The 17,896-nt window shown below is 61.5% G+C and carries 14 protein-coding genes; 6 read left to right on the forward strand and 8 right to left on the reverse strand.

Annotated features, from left to right (window positions below; genetic code table 11):
* Positions 1-80: 80 nt before the first annotated feature.
* Genes FH975_RS01760 through dut form a run of 4 tightly spaced genes read right to left on the reverse strand, consistent with a single transcriptional unit; the run spans position 81 to position 3,494 of the window.
* On the reverse strand, positions 81-1,499 hold the full coding sequence (locus FH975_RS01760; RefSeq protein WP_162319758.1) for a class I SAM-dependent RNA methyltransferase: 1,419 nt from the start codon (positions 1,497-1,499) through the stop codon (positions 81-83).
* Positions 1,496-2,164 (reverse strand): DUF3159 domain-containing protein, encoded by a 669-nt coding sequence (locus FH975_RS01765; protein WP_162319759.1) that lies wholly within the window; start codon positions 2,162-2,164, stop codon positions 1,496-1,498. Before FH975_RS01765 ends, FH975_RS01760 begins: the two co-directional genes overlap by 4 nt.
* A complete protein-coding gene (locus FH975_RS01770) occupies positions 2,161-3,012 on the reverse strand; it encodes a DUF3710 domain-containing protein (RefSeq protein ID WP_162319760.1) in 852 nt (283 codons plus the stop codon). The genes FH975_RS01765 and FH975_RS01770 overlap by 4 nt, the downstream gene beginning before the upstream one ends.
* Before the next feature lie 8 nt (positions 3,013-3,020).
* Positions 3,021-3,494 (reverse strand): dUTP diphosphatase, encoded by a 474-nt coding sequence (gene dut / locus FH975_RS01775; protein WP_162319761.1) that lies wholly within the window; start codon positions 3,492-3,494, stop codon positions 3,021-3,023.
* Between the two features lie 68 nt (positions 3,495-3,562).
* On the opposite strand from dut, the gene FH975_RS01780 reads away from it, so the two are divergent.
* The gene (locus FH975_RS01780; protein ID WP_162319762.1) at positions 3,563-4,045 is read left to right on the forward strand and encodes a DUF3093 domain-containing protein; all 483 of its coding nucleotides are present in this window, start codon (positions 3,563-3,565) and stop codon (positions 4,043-4,045) included.
* 39 nt (positions 4,046-4,084) lie between these two features.
* On the opposite strand, the gene FH975_RS01785 is transcribed toward FH975_RS01780, so the two are convergent.
* A complete protein-coding gene (locus tag FH975_RS01785) occupies positions 4,085-4,381 on the reverse strand; it encodes a DUF4193 domain-containing protein (protein ID WP_162319763.1) in 297 nt (98 codons plus the stop codon).
* 239 nt (positions 4,382-4,620) lie between these two features.
* Between FH975_RS01785 and sepH the strand changes: the two genes are divergently transcribed.
* Positions 4,621-5,784: a septation protein SepH gene (gene sepH / locus FH975_RS01790; RefSeq protein ID WP_162319764.1), complete on the forward strand. Its 1,164-nt coding sequence runs from the start codon at positions 4,621-4,623 to the stop codon at positions 5,782-5,784.
* 17 nt (positions 5,785-5,801) lie between these two features.
* On the opposite strand, the gene FH975_RS01795 is transcribed toward sepH, so the two are convergent.
* Both FH975_RS01795 and FH975_RS01800 read right to left on the reverse strand, forming a co-directional pair.
* Positions 5,802-7,013, reverse strand: a complete 1,212-nt coding sequence (locus tag FH975_RS01795; RefSeq protein WP_328821730.1) for an alkaline phosphatase family protein — start codon at positions 7,011-7,013, stop codon at positions 5,802-5,804.
* A 2-nt stretch (positions 7,014-7,015) separates the two neighbouring features.
* Complete coding sequence (locus FH975_RS01800; RefSeq protein WP_162319765.1) at positions 7,016-7,630, reverse strand: DUF5998 family protein; 615 nt, start codon at positions 7,628-7,630, stop codon at positions 7,016-7,018.
* A 92-nt stretch (positions 7,631-7,722) separates the two neighbouring features.
* On the opposite strand from FH975_RS01800, the gene FH975_RS01805 reads away from it, so the two are divergent.
* Genes FH975_RS01805 through FH975_RS01815 form a run of 3 tightly spaced genes read left to right on the forward strand, consistent with a single transcriptional unit; the run spans position 7,723 to position 12,529 of the window.
* Positions 7,723-8,772, forward strand: coding sequence for a 3-oxoacyl-ACP synthase III (locus tag FH975_RS01805; protein ID WP_162319766.1), 1,050 nt, complete (start codon positions 7,723-7,725; stop codon positions 8,770-8,772).
* The gene (locus tag FH975_RS01810; protein WP_328821731.1) at positions 8,769-11,495 is read left to right on the forward strand and encodes an alpha/beta fold hydrolase; all 2,727 of its coding nucleotides are present in this window, start codon (positions 8,769-8,771) and stop codon (positions 11,493-11,495) included. The genes FH975_RS01805 and FH975_RS01810 overlap by 4 nt, the downstream gene beginning before the upstream one ends.
* Complete coding sequence (locus tag FH975_RS01815; RefSeq protein ID WP_235928268.1) at positions 11,492-12,529, forward strand: NAD-dependent epimerase/dehydratase family protein; 1,038 nt, start codon at positions 11,492-11,494, stop codon at positions 12,527-12,529. Before FH975_RS01810 ends, FH975_RS01815 begins: the two co-directional genes overlap by 4 nt.
* A gap of 10 nt (positions 12,530-12,539) precedes the next feature.
* Here the strand turns inward: FH975_RS01815 and FH975_RS01820 are convergent, their stop codons facing one another.
* A complete protein-coding gene (locus tag FH975_RS01820) occupies positions 12,540-15,242 on the reverse strand; it encodes a bifunctional acetate--CoA ligase family protein/GNAT family N-acetyltransferase (RefSeq protein WP_162319767.1) in 2,703 nt (900 codons plus the stop codon).
* A 60-nt stretch (positions 15,243-15,302) separates the two neighbouring features.
* Between FH975_RS01820 and FH975_RS01825 the strand changes: the two genes are divergently transcribed.
* Positions 15,303-17,837, forward strand: coding sequence for a DNA gyrase/topoisomerase IV subunit A (locus FH975_RS01825; protein WP_162319768.1), 2,535 nt, complete (start codon positions 15,303-15,305; stop codon positions 17,835-17,837).
* Positions 17,838-17,896 lie beyond the last annotated feature (59 nt).

A 17,896-nucleotide genomic window follows, 5' to 3' on the forward strand; every position in this document is an offset into this window, starting at 1 on the left:
GTGCGCGCTCATCGAGATCCATCCTACTCATACCGTTGCCTCGCTCGGCTTAGGTGAGACTCACCGCGTCGACATGCCCGCTAGCTACGCTCGAAAAGCGCTACAGATTCCATGTGGTGTGTATTGGGATACAGGTCAAGTAAAGCAAGATCTTTGATGATCCACCCCAGGTCATAGAGCTGTTTGGCGTCCCTCGCGAATGAGGCTGGATCGCAGGAGACGTAGATGACCTGGCCTGGTCCAGCCGAATCGATGCCGGCCAGGACCCGTTTGTCGGCTCCGGCCCGCGGCGGATCCAGCACCACAACATCGCTGGTGACGAGTCGAGTTGCCACGCTCTCCGCTGAAGCTTGAACAATTTCAACGCCCTCAACCCCTGTGAAGAGCTCCCCCGCCGCATCTGAGGTTGCCGCCGAGGCTTCGACGGACAGAACCCGCCCTGCGGGGCCTACTCGTGAGGCCGCCCAGGCTGTGAAGAGACCAGCACCAGCGTAGAGGTCAATGACCGAGCCACCGGCGGCCAGTCGAGCCATCCGGTCTACGGTATGTACTAACGCACTGGGGGCACTGCGGTGGATCTGCCAGAAGCCTTCTGGGGGCAGCGACACGGAGTTACGGTCATGAACGGGTGTAGGGAGGGGCTCGCTGATCGTGCGGCTTCCGAGCAGCAACCGATAGTCCACCGCGGTGGGCTGCATCTGGCTGAACCGACGGCGACCTTTGCGAGGTTGGGCGTCGGCCAAAGCCAGGATAATGCTGCCCACCTCCGGTGAAGATCTCGCGAAGTCTCTGAGGCGTTGCTCGAACTCGGTCAGAAGCTTCGATTCCCTGGGGTTGTCAGCCCTGACGAGCAGAGTCAGGGGTCCCTCTCCCCCAGGTGCCACGACGTCGACACCTTGTGCTCCTGCGAAATTCCAGGAGAAGATTCCCGAGGCGCCGATCGATTCCACAGCTAAAGGCATGGACCGCAGTGGAATCAGTTCATGCGAACGGCTGGGCTTCATGGCCAGCGAACCGCTGTTTACGCCAAAGCTGGCTCGGGTGCGCCAATGCATACCAGCTGCATCGGCACCAGGCAGGTGTTCTACCGTGAGTTCTCCCTCGGGCCCCATATGGTCCGTATCGAGGGTGTTGATGTCGATGCCCCCGATCCGCTGCATCGTGTCTCGAAACACTTGTGACTTCAGCCGTCTTTGGTGGACATCAGTGATGTGGCCGTAGTCGGCTCCCCCCACGGGGAGTTGGTCGTGATCGTAGGCGCGTAGCGCATCAGCTTGTTTCCAGGGGTGCCGGCGACGGTGGTCAGAAGCGTCCAGTACATCGATCACGTCGGCCCGCCAGAAACGGGAAGAGCTGCCACCGGCGGTAATGACAGCCCGAACAGTCTCTCCGGGAACAGCATGGCGGACGAAGATGACCCGTCCTTCATGGCGAGCAACGCAGTGACCACCGTGGGACATTGGCCCAACAGTCAGCGTCAGCACTTGGGGGCCGGTCATGGGCCAGAACTCGCCTCACGTTCACGTGTAATCATCCAGCCCAGCCACAGGGCAAAAGCATAGAGCGGCACTCCCATGACCACTCGCGTCACTCCGAGGGCTGTTTCGTTGTCAGCGAAGTACAGCGGAAGCTGGACTACGAGCCGGGAGGCTAGGACGGCCGTGATGATCCAGGTGGCTAGGGCGTAGGCGCGGCGCCGGACTCTGTCCTGACGCCATTCAAAGCCCTCACCGCGAATGACTCCGAAAATCACGCCCATGAGTGGCCACTTCACAGCTATGGAGATGGTCAGTGCCAGAATATAGGCGATGTTGATGAAAAACCCGGGGACGTAGTAGCCGCGGGCCTCACCTGAGAAGTGGGCGAATGCCGCACAGATCAGCACGCCGACCAGACCAGAGAGGGACTGGACCAAGCTCCCCCGCTGCACGATTCGCACCACTGCGAACAGCGCACCGACCGCGATCGCGAGGATGATGGCAATAGGCAGGTCCCCAACGATGATGTAGGCGGTCAGAAAGCTTGTGGCCGGCAGAGCGGCCTCCAGGATCCCTCTCCAACCGCCGACGGACCCCATTACATCCAGCGAGCCATCATCGTGCGTAGAGACCCTCCGAGCGGCCGAGCTCGAAAACTGTTGCCCCAGGGGGTCCTGCGACGTCATGGGTTCTGAGAATCGTTGGAGCTGTCCGACGGTCCGCGCGGTGTGGAATGAGACACCCCATTGGCACGGTTCTGCTGCCCCGGTGCTGTGATCCGCTTTGCACCTGCCGGCGGCTTAAGCTTCAGCAGCTCACGCGGCGGCAGAGGATCGTCACCGCGGACGACGACGATCCTGGAGAAGAGCTCCTCTACGCCGGCGGAGGCTTTACGGTCAATCGCCCCGCGCCCACCGATCACACCACGGAGGAACCACCGACTTCCTTCACTGCCGATGAAACGAGCAGCCCTCCACCCTTGGCGTCCATCCTTCAGAACAGTGGGCACACGAGCGTGTAACTCCTTACCGAAACGCCCATCGAGAATCCTGACTCGGCCCTTTTGCTTGGTCACCGATTCCTGGATCTGCTCCCGCACGTCTTGCCACACGCCCCCTGACTTCGGCGCAGAGAACGCCTGGAGTTGGATGCTGGCTTGACCGATGCTGATCGTCAGCGATACCACCCGCTTCGTCTTCTGATCGATGTCTAAGCGAATCTTCTGTCCCTTGGCCGCCGGCACCAAGATCGCCCCGAAATCGATGTATCCCTTTGTGGAATCCACATCCTTAGAGTCGTGGGGGCCCTGACCAGGCTTGAAGCTTGCCGGCGGGCTGCTTGCCTCGTCGTTGGCCTCTTCAGGGGGTGAGTCGGTGACAGCTTCCTGATCGCTGCTGACGGCGTCACCATCGGCAGACACCTCAGCTTCCGTGATCTCAATCTGAGGCTCATCGGCGGCAGTCTCTGACTCGAGTGCCTCCTTGATGGTGGCCGGCTGCTGCGGCTGGTCTTTCTTCTTCTTGCCGAAGAGCATGAAACTCCTTAAAGCTGTTGGGCGTAGTTGTCAGTGGTCGAACTCAGTCCGCTCGACCCAAATCCTCCTGCGCCGCGGTCTGTATCGGGCAGTTCGTCGACCGGGCTGAAGACCGCCCGTGAGACCTCCTGGAACACAATCTGGGCGATTCGGTCTCCGCGGTGGAAACTCACCGGCTGAGACGGGTCTGTGTTGATCAGCAGCACTTTCAACTCACCCCGGTAGCCGGAATCCACCGTGCCCGGTGCGTTGACCATACTGATTCCGTGCCGGGCGGCGAGGCCGCTGCGTGGATGCACAAGACCCACCCAACCCATGGGGACAGCGATAGCAACTCCAGTGGGGACCATCCGGCGCTCCCCCGGCGCCAGAGTAAAGTCCTCGGAGGTGACCAGGTCAGCTCCGGCGTCACCATCATGGGCATAGCGCGGCAAGGGCAGCTCAGGGTCGAGCTGCTGCAGGGAAACTTGAATGTTCTTCACGTTTCATGAGTCTACCGGCAAGGGATACACACGGTCGCGGCAGCGCGTTCCATGCGACGATAGATCCTATGAGTGATTCTGTGCGTTACGTCGAAAAATTGTGGCCCGCCTGGTGGATTTGGCTTTCGGGAGTCATCATCGGTGGCTCGTTCTCCACGATCTTCTTCCCCATCGGCGTCACTTATGGAGTGATCGCCCTGGTGATCGGCATGGCGGCTTGTGCTGCCGCGCTGATAGCCATCACTCCACGCATTGAGGTGACCGAAAAGTGGCTCAAAGTAGGCCGGGCTCAAGTCGAACGCGAATATATTGGGCATGTTGTTGCCCACCGTGGCGGCGCGGCTCGCGAGCAGCTGGGTCCGGGTTTCGATGCGCGGAGCTATCAGTGCATTCGAGGATGGATCAATCCCGTGATCACAGCAGAGATTACTGACGAGCGCGATTCCACTCCGTACTGGCTGTTCTCCACCCGCCACCCTGAGAAGGTGCTGGCCGCGCTGGAATCCCGTGAGCCGGTTCAGACCAGCGGCATCTCAATCAGCGAGGACTGAGTGCGCCACCGAGTCTGACACCGACTGCACACGATCCGCTCAGTCTTCGCAGTCCTTGCAGACCAGACCGTTGGGGCCCTCGATCGCCTGCGACCGGTGCCTCACGAGGAAGCAGGAGGTGCAGGTGAATTCGTCGGACTGGGCAGGAAGCACGCGAACCTGGAGTTCTTCGTCCGACAGGTCGGCGCCGGGCAGCTCAAAGCCTTCGGCAGCTTCAGTCTCATCCTCGTCCACAACAGCGGACTGACGGTTGGAGGAACGGTTCTTTAGTTCTTCGATCGAATCTTCATTTACGTCGTCGTCGTTCTTGCGCGGGGCATCGTAATCGGTAGCCATATCAGGTGCTCCAATGGTGGTTCGTGCATCTTTCGCCCAGGTCGGTGCAGGCCCGGCAAACGAGTAAGGTCGCACAGATTGTGTCGTATCGCGTGCTCGGTGACAAGTCGGAGTCACCAGGTTACGGAATCAATCCTTCCAGGCGGGGTTGAGCCGGTCACTCATCTCCAGCTGTGCTCCGCGATACAGTTGCCAAAATAGATGACCAAACCACCGATTTCACACGGAGGACACTGCTAATGCAGGATCTGCGGATCGTGGGAGTCGACCCTGGGATGGAACGCCAGACACCCCGTCTGCTGCTCTCCGACGGGTCCGACGCCGAATATGGCCTCCCTGTGGACCAGTCGCTGCGTGCGGCTTTGGCCCGCATAGCCTCCCCCACCGAGAAGACCCGAGAAGCGCCCGCACTCTCTCCGCGTGCCATTCAGGCGCGCTTACGGAGTGGAGCAACCATTGAACAAGTCGTGGAGGACTCCGGGCTGACCCGGCAACACGTCCTGCGTTATGCCGGACCAGTTGCCGATGAGCGTGCGTACTATGCTGCCAGGGCGCAAGACACCGTCGTCGCCCGGGCTTCGTCGGCAGAACAGCACCGGTTGGCATTTGGCGACGCCCCGGCAACCCTGGAGGCGATGGCAAAGGTGCGTCTGCGCGCCATGGGCGTGTCACTGGAGTCAATGGTCTGGGATGCCTGGCGTCGTGAAGACGGACGGTGGGCTGTCACCTGTGATTTTGATTTCACGTCATCGGACACACATGCTGCGGGTATCGGTCAGAGGCCGCCGGCCGAGTGGATCTTTGACCCGGCCGCTCGCACTGTTCGGCCTGAGAACAAGTGGGCTGAGTCACTGAGTTCGCTGCCGGCAGCAGGACGTGCGCCGAGCAGCGGAAGGCGCCTGACTGCTGTCGACAAGCCGTTCAACGTTGACGATGAGGCGGAAACAACTGGTGCTCCGGCCCCTGAATCCACGGTAAAACCCATCTCTTCTCAAGGCGACGGCGCAGATCACGAGGACCTGCTGGATATTCTGCGTGCTCGTCGGGGCCAGCGTCTGGGTGCTGACGAGTCCGGTGACGACAAGCTCGCCACTCTGCTGACCCGGGATGAGCAGGCTGCCCGCCCGCCGGCGGAGGAGCAGCCCACCGACACGCTGCCCGGAATGGGCCATGAGACGGCCGACGCCGAAGAACCCAGTGATGAGCCCGACGTCGACTCCACCGATGCATGGGGATTCAGCTATGAGGAGAGTCCTGCAGATTCTGGTTCAGCCGGTGACGACTCCTCCTCGGAACCGGAAGATGAGGAAGAGCCCGCGACGCCCCGTCCAAAGAAGCGGGGGTCGTCCCGGCGTCCGACGATGCCTCGCTGGGACGATATCCTCTTCGGCAACAAGGACTGACCCTTACTCCGCGCTGTTCACTCCGTGAACCCCCGGTTTGTCAGCTCAAGCAGCGGGACTCGGCGCTCGGCTTCGGTGAGGGATCCATGTTGTCCGATCATCTTCAAAGGAGCTTCGCCGGTCCGTTCTGTGTGGAACAGCGCCAGGTCAGTGTGAACGGCGACCAAGACATCGCCGATTCGAGGGAGGACCCGTTCTTCCACAGCGCCGAACCATCCGGCGTCAACTGCCTGCTCCCGAGTGACAACCCACGCCTGATCGCCGTAGGCCTGCGTCCAACGGGCGGCAATATGCTCTGCACAATGGGGATCTTCCGCGTAGAGCTGCAGGAAACGTGGTTCCCCTCCGGTGTGCGAGACACCATCCAGGAGCTCTCTGCAACCGGTGATATCGATCCGTCGATCTTCTGCGATATTGACCATCCCATGATCTGCAGTAAGCACCACAGTGGCCTGATCGCCATATTGTTGGTGAAGTTGCCCGGCTAACCGTGCAACCGCCGAGTCAAGTGTCTCCAACATGCGCAGCCAGGCCTCGGAGCCCACCCCGGCTTTGTGGCCGGTCTTATCCAGTTCGTCGACGTACAGGTAGACCATCAGCGGGTCAGGAGCTCCATGTCGGATGCTTCCCGCCGTCTTCCTCTGTGTGCGGATCCACTCTGCAGCCAAAACACATCTCTGCTCAATAGTCTCCGCCCCGACGAACTCTCCGCCACGTAGGGCTGCCTGGGTGAGCGCGGACTGACGAAACTTGGGCCGAGAAGAGGTGACCACCTTCGCACCCAGGGTGGCCGCCCGCTCGAATACCGTGCGATAGGGCTGCCAGGCGTGGGGGTCTACTGCGGCATCCCACTGGCCCAGCATATTGACCACTCGGCCCAGCTCCGGAGCGAGGACGTCGTAGCCGACAAGCCCATGCTGGCCCGGCGGCAGCCCCGTTCCCAGACTGGCTAGGGACGACGCCGTCGTGGTTGGTGCCCCGGTGTCCAGAACGTGGGCAGTTCCTCGCCGTCGCCACGCTCCTGCAAGAAACCGAGCATGCCCGGAATGCGCCGCGAGGAGCTGATCCCCCAATCCATCGGCGAGAACCACGACACAGATATTGGAAGGTGGTATGCCAAGCTGATTGGTGAACCCATCCATCCCCAAAGCAGCCGCTGCAGACGTCAGTACATGCCGAAGATGCGGCCCAGCTGCTGCAGGTGCCTGTGGCATAGGGTTCGAAGACACCGTCAGCGAGAGTATTTCACGGTGGCACGGCGCAGGGCGCGCACGAAGCTGCGGGCCTCATCTACCGCTGTGTCGCCCTCTGCGGTTGCGGCGATCCGCAGCGTCACATCCTCGGGAACGACCGTTCCGGTGTCTCCATGATCAGCGACGCACTCAGGATTTCCGCAGTCCGCGGGCATCGAGTCAAATCGGGCGCTGCCGGTCCAGTTGATGTTGAGCGAGACCTCGGCGAGACCTCGATCCGGCCGAAACTTATCGGGCCGCCGGTGGACCTCAGACAGGATCAGCGAACGGAGACGGACCACGGGAACGACCTCCGTTGAGATTCTCGCCACTACCTCGGATGATCCCGATGGTCCAGCGTCTTCATGTTGGAAAGGCCGGTCTTCGTCAGCGTCATGATCATCCAGATGCGCAACGACCATCACATCCTCTGCCAGGACTAATACGGTGATGTGCCGATGGACCTCTTCGAAGTCGAAATGGGTGTCGACGTGAACGATCTGCTGTTCAGGTTCGCGGCCGTCAAGAGCGTCAGTAACGGTGTGATGGACCAGCGACGGATAGAACCCGCCGCGGTCGATGGCCTCTTTCAGAGAGACAGTGGATGTGCCCATAACCCTCTATAGTATCGCTGGCTCCACCCCAGAAATTCGAGGCCTCGTGGTTCCGATTCGCAGCGAACAGCTTGATTCTGGATAATGGACCGGTGCTTCAAAACCAGGGCGACGGAAACGCGACATTCCACCACCGCAATGCCGCGCTGCTGTCGGTGACCGAAGTTGAGGCTCCGGAGGTGCTCACATCAAAGCATCTGGACCAGCGACTCGCCGATGCCCTGAAGCGGCTGCGGCTGCCGACCGGACTCCTGCAACGCGTCGCAGGTGTGCGGGCCCGCAGGAACTGGCGTGCTGACGGCGACGTTCGCGCAGGCACTGTTTTGGCGGGTCGCAGAGCCCTTGACGCCGCCGGGATCGATGCCTCGGAGGTATCGATGATGATCAACACATCGGTGAGCCGGGAACACTTGGAACCCTCAGTCGCCGTAGCCCTACACCACGACCTCGGCCTGCCGAGCTCGGCCATGAACTTCGACATCACCAACGCCTGCCTCGGATTCGTCAATGCCATCACATTGGCCAGCTCCCTCATCGACGCCGGACAGGCCAAATACGTCCTGATCGTCAACGGCGAAGACGCACGCAAAGTACAAGACGCCACCATCGACCGCATCAATTCCCTCGAAGATGGCTTGTCGAGGGAAGATTTCATGAGCGAATTCGCGTCCCTCACTCTCGGCTGTGGCGCAGCGGCTGCAGTGATCGGACCTGCCGACGCCCACCCGGAGGGGCACCGAATCATCGGTGGGGTCACACGGGCTGCCACACAACATCACGGGCTCTGCGTCGGTGATCACCGTGGCATGTTCACCGACGCGCGGGGTCTTCTTGACGGCGGTCTGGAGCTGGTCATGGATGCATGGAAGGACGCTGGGGCACATTTCGACTGGCAGCAGATGGACTCCTACGTCACCCACCAGGTCTCCCAACTGCACACCTCATCGATCATTAAGGCCGCCAAACTCGACAAGAAACGCGTCCCCGTGACGTATCCCGAACTGGGAAATGTAGGCCCGGCCTCGCTCCCCATTACTCTCGCCCGTGAAGCCAGTGCTGGGAACCTCTTTCCCGGAGCGCGTGTGCTGTGCATGGGCGTTGGATCAGGTCTCAACACGGCAATGGTGGAGATTCAGTGGTGAGCTGGTGGCAACCTATCCCAGCCAATGGGGCACGCCTGCCCGCTGATGTGCTGACTAAAACTCCGCTACCTGGTGTGGAGGCTCAGTGGTCCCGCCTGGTGAGGGCGGAGTCTTCGGACGGCCCGCATACATTTCACGTCTTGGACAGCGGGCCTGCACTGGCGGCTCAGGGGATTACACCCACCGGAACGATACTGGCTGTGCACGGCAACCCCACCTGGTCCTACCTCTGGCGCAATGTTCTCAAAGCCTCCATCCAGCAGGCGACCCCGCACCACGCGTGGAGGGTCGTGGCCCCTGATCAACTAGACATGGGGTTTTCTGACCGTCTGGAGCACCCCGAGCCACCAGCCCCCGATGCGGCCAGCTACCGGCGTTTCAGTCAGCGTCTCGACGACCTTGACGGTCTTGCAGAAGCCTTGGAGATTGACGTCGAAAGACCTGTGGTGACGATCGGACACGACTGGGGAGGCGCGATCTCACTGGCTTGGGCTACACGTCACCACAGCACGGTCGACGCCGTGGTGACACTCAACACTGCAGTGAACCACCCAGCAGCTGAGCCCGTACCGGCAGCGTTGCGGGCGGCCATGGCACCGGCAGTACTTCCCAGCTCCACTGTGCTCACCAGCGCATTCCTGCGCGTCACGCTGGGATTGGCAGAGGGCGGCCTGGCGCCTGAGGTGGCAGCCGCATACCGGGCCCCCTACGTGTCCCGAAACGGCCGCGGCGGCATAGGTGGGTTCGTTGCTGACATTCCGGCTGCGGCGCATCACGCCTCTCGCCCTGTTCTGGACGAGTCCGCGGCGGCGCTGTGCGAGTGGGACAAGCCTGCACTGCTGATGTGGGGTCCGAAGGACCCAGTCTTCCGCGACCAGTATCTCCATGATCTGCTTCGCCGGCTCCCGCACGCCGATCTGCACCGGTTTGAAGGTGCTGGACATCTCCTCGCAGAGGATCGGGACATCGCGAAAGTTCTCTTCACTTGGCTCAGTGACACCTTCACACCCGGCGACGCCACCCCGCCGGTCTCACCCCCGGCAGTGGCCGAAGTGACCGGTCTCCACGATCAGCTTGACCAGATGGCCTTGTCTTGGAGGCGGGACTCCCCCGCTGTTGTGCAGCTCGCCGGTGATCAGACCGCGGAAGTGAGTTGGGCGGAACTGAAGTCCCAGGTCGACTCACTCGCCTCCGGGTTCTACGAACTGGGTATGCGACATGGCGACCGCGTGAGTCTCTTGGTCCAGCCAGGCAATCAGCTCACGGCGATCCTCTACGCATGCTTGAGGCTCGGGGCAGTGGCTGTGGTCGCTGATGCCGGGCTGGGGTTGAGGGGTTTGACACGCGCTGTGCGCAGCGCCTGGCCCGATTGGGTGGTAGGAGAAAAACCTGGCCTCATGGTGGCGAGCACACTGGGTTGGCCTGGAAAGCGGATCAGCGTCGATGCGCTTTCGCCCAGGGCAGCGAAAATAACCGGGGCCGAAGCCTCAGTTGAAAGACTACTGCGACGCGGGACGTCCACCACGTTGGATGCGGTACCGCTTCCGGATCCCGAGTCTGAGGCGGCCATTCTCTTCACCTCTGGTTCAACGGGCCCGGCTAAGGGAGTGGTCTACACACATCAGCGTCTCGGAGCCCTGGTGGCCCTGCTGCGTCAAACATTCTCCGTGAGTCCCGGGTCCTCACTGATCGCCGGCTTCGCGCCCTTCGCTCTGCTGGGACCAGCTATTGGGGCGACATCGGTGACCCCAGATATGACCGTGACAAAACCCGCCACACTCACAGCCCAGGCTGTCGCAGAAGCGGCTGCGGCAGGTGAGGCCACTATGTTCTTCGGCTCCCCTGCAGCCCTGAGCAATGTCGTCGCCACATCGGGGGACCTCTCGGCAGACCAGGCCGATGCGCTGCAGCGGATACGGCTAGTCCTTTCTGCGGGGGCTCCGGTGCATCCGGACCTGCTCGACAAAGTTCAAAGACTGTTTCCTCAGGCGCAACTTCACACCCCGTACGGCATGACCGAGGGACTGCTGCAGGCAGACATCACCCGACAGCAGATTCACACTGCAATGGAGACCGACCAGCTCGGTGTCTGCGTCGGCACCGCAGTGGAAGGCGTCGAGTTCGCAGTGGCGCCCCTGGACGAGATCGGGAAGCCGGCGGAAGCCCTTCAAAACCCTGGCGCGGCTGTGGGTGTGCTCGGTGAGATTGTCGTCTCAGCGGCACATCTGAAGGGTGGTTACGACAGGTTGTGGCTGACCGACCGTGAATCTCGACGCGATCAGCATCGCGGACTTCTCTGGCACCGAACGGGGGACATCGGCCACTTCGATGCCTCCGGTCGCCTGTGGATCCAGGGAAGGCTGCAGCATGTGATGACGACCCCGGCGGGTCCCATCGGTCCCGGCGCGGTAGAGACTCATGTGGATGCTCTCGACGAGGTGGCGCGTTCGGCCGCAGTGGGAGTGGGTCCCGCAGGAACCCAAGCCGTCGTGGCCATCATCGAACCCTCCCCCGGTTGCACCCTCACTGTAGGTTCCTCCCCGCTGGCTCTTCCTGAGGTCAGCAGACGAGTCCGGGACGTCTCAGCCGACGTCGCCGTCTCCGCGGTCCTGGTGGTCGACACTCTCCCCACCGATATCAGGCACAATTCCAAAATCGACCGAACGTCCCTCGCCTCCTGGGCGAGCCGAGTGCTCTCCGGAGACAAGGTGGCTGCGCCATGATTCAGCAGCATATGGCAGAGATTCTGCCGCCATCTCGAGTCCTCGTCACGGGAGCCTCCGGGCTGCTCGGCCGCAGCGTCGCTGGCCGTCTGGCCGAGCTCGGCTATCAGGTGACGACATTCCAGCGCAGCCCCTCACGGCTGCCCGGTGTGCGGGATGTCCGCGGGTCACTTGACGACACCCGTGCCGTCGAAGAAGCCGTGCACGGTCAACATGCCATCATCCACATGGCGGCCAAAGTCTCAGTCTCCGGTCGACGCGAAGACTTCGAGCGGATCAACATTCTCGGGACCGAGCAGATCTTCAACGCAGCCTGGTCTGCTGGTGTGGAGAACATACTGCACGTCTCCTCCCCTTCAGTCGCCCACTCAGGGGCCTCCTTAGTGGGCGCTCCCGCGGGAGCGGCCGAGCCAGAGCATGTGGTGGGCCACTACGCGCAGACCAAAGCAGAGGCAGAGCTGATTGCTGAATCTCGCGGGTCGGTGGGAATCAACGTCCTCATCATGCGCCCGCATCTGGTCTGGGGCCCGGGAGACGGCCAGCTGACCAAACGCATCATTGACCGCGCCAAGTCCGGCAGGCTCCCCCTACTGGGCAGCGGTGCGCCCCTAGTGGACACGCTGTATATCGACAACGCGGTCGATGCGTTCGTGTCCGGATTGCGGAGGCTTCCGCACATTGCCGCCTTGCCAATGCCGGACCGCCGCCTGGTGGTGACGAATGGTGAACCTCGTCCCATCGGCGAACTTATGATGGGCATCGCGGAAGCAGGCGGTGCCCGCCGACCGTCCTTGCGCGTCTCGCCTGCTCTAGCGAAGATGGCAGGCTCAGTCGTGGAGAAGGTATGGGCCGTTACCGGACCCCATGAGGATGAGCCGCCCATGACGAGGTTTTTGGCAGAGCAGCTCTCCACTGCTCACTGGTTTGATCAGCGCCACACGCGCCAAGTGCTTGACTGGAAGCCGAAAGTGAGCATTGACCAGGGACTGTTGGCCCTGGCCCGCCATGTCCGGCGCACTGGCCGGGTGCTCTGAGCTCGGATGCTCAGTATCGGGAGATAGCCCGACGAGCTGAATCGGTCCGCTGTTCAGGATTGGCGATATCTACACTTGCGTGCAGAATGCTCACTCCCTCCGGGGAGGCCAACAGTGGGGAGAGCTGAATATTTGCCACCTGAGGGTGGTTGTCCTTCAACATCGCGACCCGCTGGATGGTATCGCCCAGAGCATCGAAATCCACAGCCGGCACGCCTTGATGCCCGTAGAGCTTCTTAGCAGCCTTCGGTGTACCGACCAGCCGCGACAGGTCCTGATCAGTCAACGGCGGGACAGCATGGGCCCAGTCATCCAAAAGGTCCACGGCGTCACCAGACATTCCGAAGGAGAGCACCGGACCGATCATCGGGTCTTCGATGGCGCGGACGATGCACCCCTGCCCAGTCGGAGCCATCGACTGCACCTCCAGTCCGGGACTTCCATACTTGGCTAACTTGCGGCGCATATCAGAGACAACCTGACGCAACATGTTTTCGGAATCGATGCTCAGCTGCACCCCTCCGAGATCCAGGCGATGACGAAGGTAGTCGTTGGTGGACTTCACCGCTACCGGGTACCCCAAGCGGTCGGCGGCTGCTGCAGCGGCGTCGGGAGTCTCGAACGACAGGGAGGGGAGCACATTGAGACCGTAATGGGCCAACAACTGCTGAGTCTCCTCCTGAGTCAGTCGGCGTAAGGCGGCGCCCTCAACCGCCTCGAGCCAACCGGACAGGAGCGAATCTGCTGCCCTGGCGGTCTTTGTGCCCTCCAATCCCTCAGGCACGAAAGTCTCCCCTACCCCTTGGGCCCGCCATGTCTGGTATCGGGTGATCTTGGACAGCGCGGAAATAGAACGAGCGGGGGAAGAGAAGATCGGCACCCCCTGTTGCAGTGCGGACGTCTCAATCACCGGTCCAGCGTTGCCGATGTAGTTGAGCGGGATGCTCGAGTCCAAAGTCCCAATCAGGGACATGACCATAGGTTTGGTGTACTGCCGAGCTGTCATGGAGATTGCGCGGGAGTGGTCGTGATGTTCACCGGTGATCGTTGGCTGCAGGCAGACTGCCACGGAATCGACGTCGTCGTCCTCAAAAAGCTCCCGAAGGGCACGAGTCAGGTTCTCCTCCGCGCGGGACCGTGTCTGATCCAGGTCCAGGTTGCCCACAACAGTGGTGGGCTTCAGCCCATTGGCCTCGCCAGCATCTGCCAGCAAACGCGACATCGACAGTGAGTTGGACAGGATGCCCAAAGTGTTGCCAGCAGGAAGCGGCTGAGTGGCTAACACCTCGAGCACATCCATGAGGGAGTCATGGTTGCCGACCTGAATGACACCGGAATTGGTCAGCATCGCGTCCACCGCGCTCAACGGGGCCCGCGAGAGCCGGACTTCATGGCCCGGAGGCAACCGGTGACCCATCAGGTCACTCGTGGCAACGACGACGGGCTTAGTCAGCGACAGCCTGCGGGCAATGCGCGAAAACTTGCGGGGGTTGCCAAAGGACTCCAAGTAGATTCCGACGGCGCGGGTGGCGTCGTCGTCCTCGAAATACTGCATGGCGTCATTGCCGGAGAGGTCGGCACGGTTGCCTGCAGAAATCACCGCTGAGAGTCCGAGCTCGCGACGGTGAGCCTGCGCGTAGAGGGAAATGCCCATGGACGCTGACTGACTGAACAGGCCCACCCCGCCCGGCACCGGCATGGTTGGGGACAGCGATGCATTGAGTGAACTTCCGGGTGCTGTGTTGATCAGACCCGCCGAGGCCGGACCAATGACCCGCATTCCCCAGCGCCGAGCCAGACGCACCACCTCTCGCTGTTCGTCGGTGCCGGTGCTGGTGACCACCAGCATGCCCTTGACGCCATGACGTCCACAGTCGGCCACAACCTGCAGCAACTGTTCGGCCGGTACGGCGACCACGGCAAGATCAATATCCTGTTTGATGTGCGCCAAGGAGGAGAAGGCTCGCGCACCACCGATCTCGAACGCATCAGGATTGACTGAGTGGACCCCACCGGTGAAGCGCCCCTCAATGATGTTCTGCAACAAGTGATACCCCACGGAACCGTATTCACGGGAGGCGCCAATCACCGCCACATGCTCGGGAGCCAACAACTCCCCTACGCTGCGAGCCTCAGCCCGGTGCTCCCTGGCCTCCATCACGGCCCGAGACTTGTCGGTGGGATCGATGGGGAACTCTAAAAGTACAACACCGTCTTCATATTTTCGCTGTACCTCGTAACCAGCCTCAGAGAACACGGTCAGCATTTTGCGGTTCTCGGGGAGGACTTCGGCCGAGAACCGCTCAATTCCGCGCTCGCGGCCTGCAGCAGCAAGGTGCTCCAAGAGAACGGAACCCAAGCCACGGCCCTGATGCCGGTCCGAGATATTGAACGACACCTCCGCTTCGGCCGTGTCATCAATCGTGTCGAATCCGCCGACGCCGATGATCTCATCATCAAGCAGAACCACCATCGACACCCGGTCAACATGGTCGACGTTGGTAAACCGGCGGAGCTCTTTCTCAGTCAGCGTTGACTTGTATGTGAAATAGCGCAGGTAGATTGAGGACTCTGATTGGGCGGCATGCATACGTTGAAGTCGCTCGGCATCCTCCGGCCCGACCGGCCTCAGATGTGCCGCCGCACCATCGCGAAGCACAACATCTGCTTCCCAGTGGGCCGGATATCCGCTGACTTTCGGCTTCTCACCCATAGGATCAAGACTAACCAGATAACTGCCCGCTTACGAGACGAAGGACAGCTTCCACCTCTTATGGCTCGCCGCCCCGCTGCCGCTGCGCCCGCTACCCCACCGGAGAACATCACCGATATCGATGTCTCCTCCGAAATGGAAACGTCATTCCTGGAGTACGCCTACTCGGTAATCTACTCCCGCGCTCTCCCCGATGCCCGCGATGGGCTGAAGCCAGTGCAGCGACGGATCCTCTACATGATGGCGCAAATGGGGCTCCGCCCAGATAAGGGTCATGTGAAGTCCGCCCGAGTGGTGGGTGAAGTCATGGGCAAGCTGCACCCGCACGGAGACTCCGCAATTTATGACGCCCTTGTGCGAATGGCTCAGTCTTGGGCGCTGCGACTTCCACTGGTGGATGGCCACGGCAACTTCGGCTCGCTCGACGACGGGCCGGCAGCTCCCCGCTACACCGAGGCGCGCATGGCACAGGCGGCCCTGGCTATGACTGCCGACCTCGATGAAGATGTGGTCGACTTTGAACCGAACTACGACAACCAGTTCATGCAGCCAAAAGTGCTTCCTTCAGCGTTTCCTAACCTGCTGGTCAACGGCGCTTCAGGTATTGCAGTGGGCATGGCCACGAATATGGCGCCGCATAATCTTCGTGAGGTTGTCAGCGGCGCCCGCCACCTGATCCTTCATCCGGACGCCACCTTAGAAGACATCATGACCCACATACCGGGGCCGGATATGCCCTCGGGTGGCAGAATTTCTGGTCTCGACGGGGTCTATGAGGCTTACCGCACGGGTCGAGGGAGTTTCAAGATTCGGGCTAAGGCGAACATCGAGCAGGTCAGTGCTCGGCGCAATGGCATCGTGATTACTGAACTGCCATACATGGTTGGTCCCGAAAGCATCATCGCCAAGACCAAAGAAGCCGTCCAGTCGAAGAAGCTGGCTGGGATTTCTGATGTGCTGGATCTGACCGACCGCAAGCACGGCACCCGGATGGTCATTGAGCTCAAGGCCGGATTCGACCCGCACGCAGTCCTGGCACAGCTCTACAAGCACACACCGCTTGAGACAAGCTTCGGAATCAATAACGTTGCCCTGGTCAACGATCAGCCACGCACACTGGGGCTTCTGGAGCTCCTTCACGTCTACGTAAACCACCGCATCGACGTGGTGCGCCGCCGCACCACTCATAGGCTCGGTAAGCGGCAGCATCGTCTTCATCTGGTTGAAGGTCTGCTGATCGCCATCCTGGACATTGACGAGGTCATTCAGATTATTCGGGCCGCCGATAACTCGGCCACTGCGCGAACCCGCCTGATGTCTATCTTCGACCTCTCAGAGCTGCAGGCTGAGCATATTCTGGAACTGCGGCTCCGCCAGCTGACTCGGTACTCCACCCTGGACCTCGAGCAGGAGAAGCAGAACCTCGAGGAGGAGATAGCGGAACTTCGCGCCATCCTCGATTCCGACACTCTGCTGCGCAAGACGGTCGCAGACGAACTTACTGACGTGGCAGAAAAGTACGGTGACGCACGGCGCACCGAGCTCATTGACGCCGAGCAGGCCCCTGCCGAGGTGACGGCAGCCGCGCCGGCAGCCGGAGGCGCGATCTCCTCCGGTGCACTCGAGATCCCTGACGCGCCCTGCTGGGTGGTGCTCTCGGACTCAGGAATGCTCGCTCGAACCACTGACCGGTCCTCGCTGCTGCATCCCTCTCGGCGGCGCAGACACGATGTCCTGCGGTCCCTGGTCGCGACAACATCTCGTGGTGAGATCGGCGCGGTCACCAGTACGGGCCGCATGATCCGCGTCCCGGTGATCGAAATGCCCACAGTGGAAATCGCAGGGGGAACGATCAACCTGAACCAGGGTGGGAAGGTCAAAGACTTTATGACCGGCACGCTGCGACTGGAGAAGAAGGAACAACTCATCGGATTCGTTCCGCTGAATCGCGTGATTGCGCTTGCTACCGATACCGGTCGCGTCAAACGCGTCACCCCCGATTACCCGCTGAACCGCGACCAGTGGGAGATCATTACGCTCAAGGAGAAAGACCAGGTCATAGGGGTCGCGGTCGCTACTGAGGACAACGATCAGCTGGTGTTCATCTCACGCTCAGCCCAACTGCTGCGCTACGACGCATCGAACGTTCGGCCCCAGGGCCGTACAGGTACCGGGGTGGCGGGGATCAAGCTTGCCGCTGATGACTCCCTCATCAGTTTTGGCGTCATTCCGGCATCTGCCACCGACTCACCTGCTGCTGCCGTGGTGGTTACTTGCTCTTCCGGTGCGGAGACCCTCGATGGACTCGGTGGTGCCAGCGTCAAGGTAACGGATCTGGATGAGTTCCCCGCCAAGGGTCGAGCGACTGGTGGAGTGCGAGCCCATCGCTTTCTCCGGGGTGAGGACCACCTGACTCTGGGTGCTGCCGTGCTGGCACCGGCCCTGGCAGCCGATCGCCGCGGTGCCGCGCGCACGCTGCCGGCAGAGCTGATCCGACGCGACGGTTCCGGAGTTCCTGTTGACCAGCCCGTAGAAGCAGTCGCTTCCAGCCCCGAAGCTATGAGCCACGTGGCGCTGTCCGTTTCCACCACGTGAGCGCGACACGCCGCAGCACTTCTACGGCTTGTAGAAAGTTGCTCCAGATCGGAGTATCT

The organism is Nesterenkonia haasae, assembly GCF_010119385.1.
In the GTDB taxonomy this organism is placed as follows: domain Bacteria; phylum Actinomycetota; class Actinomycetes; order Actinomycetales; family Micrococcaceae; genus Nesterenkonia; species Nesterenkonia haasae.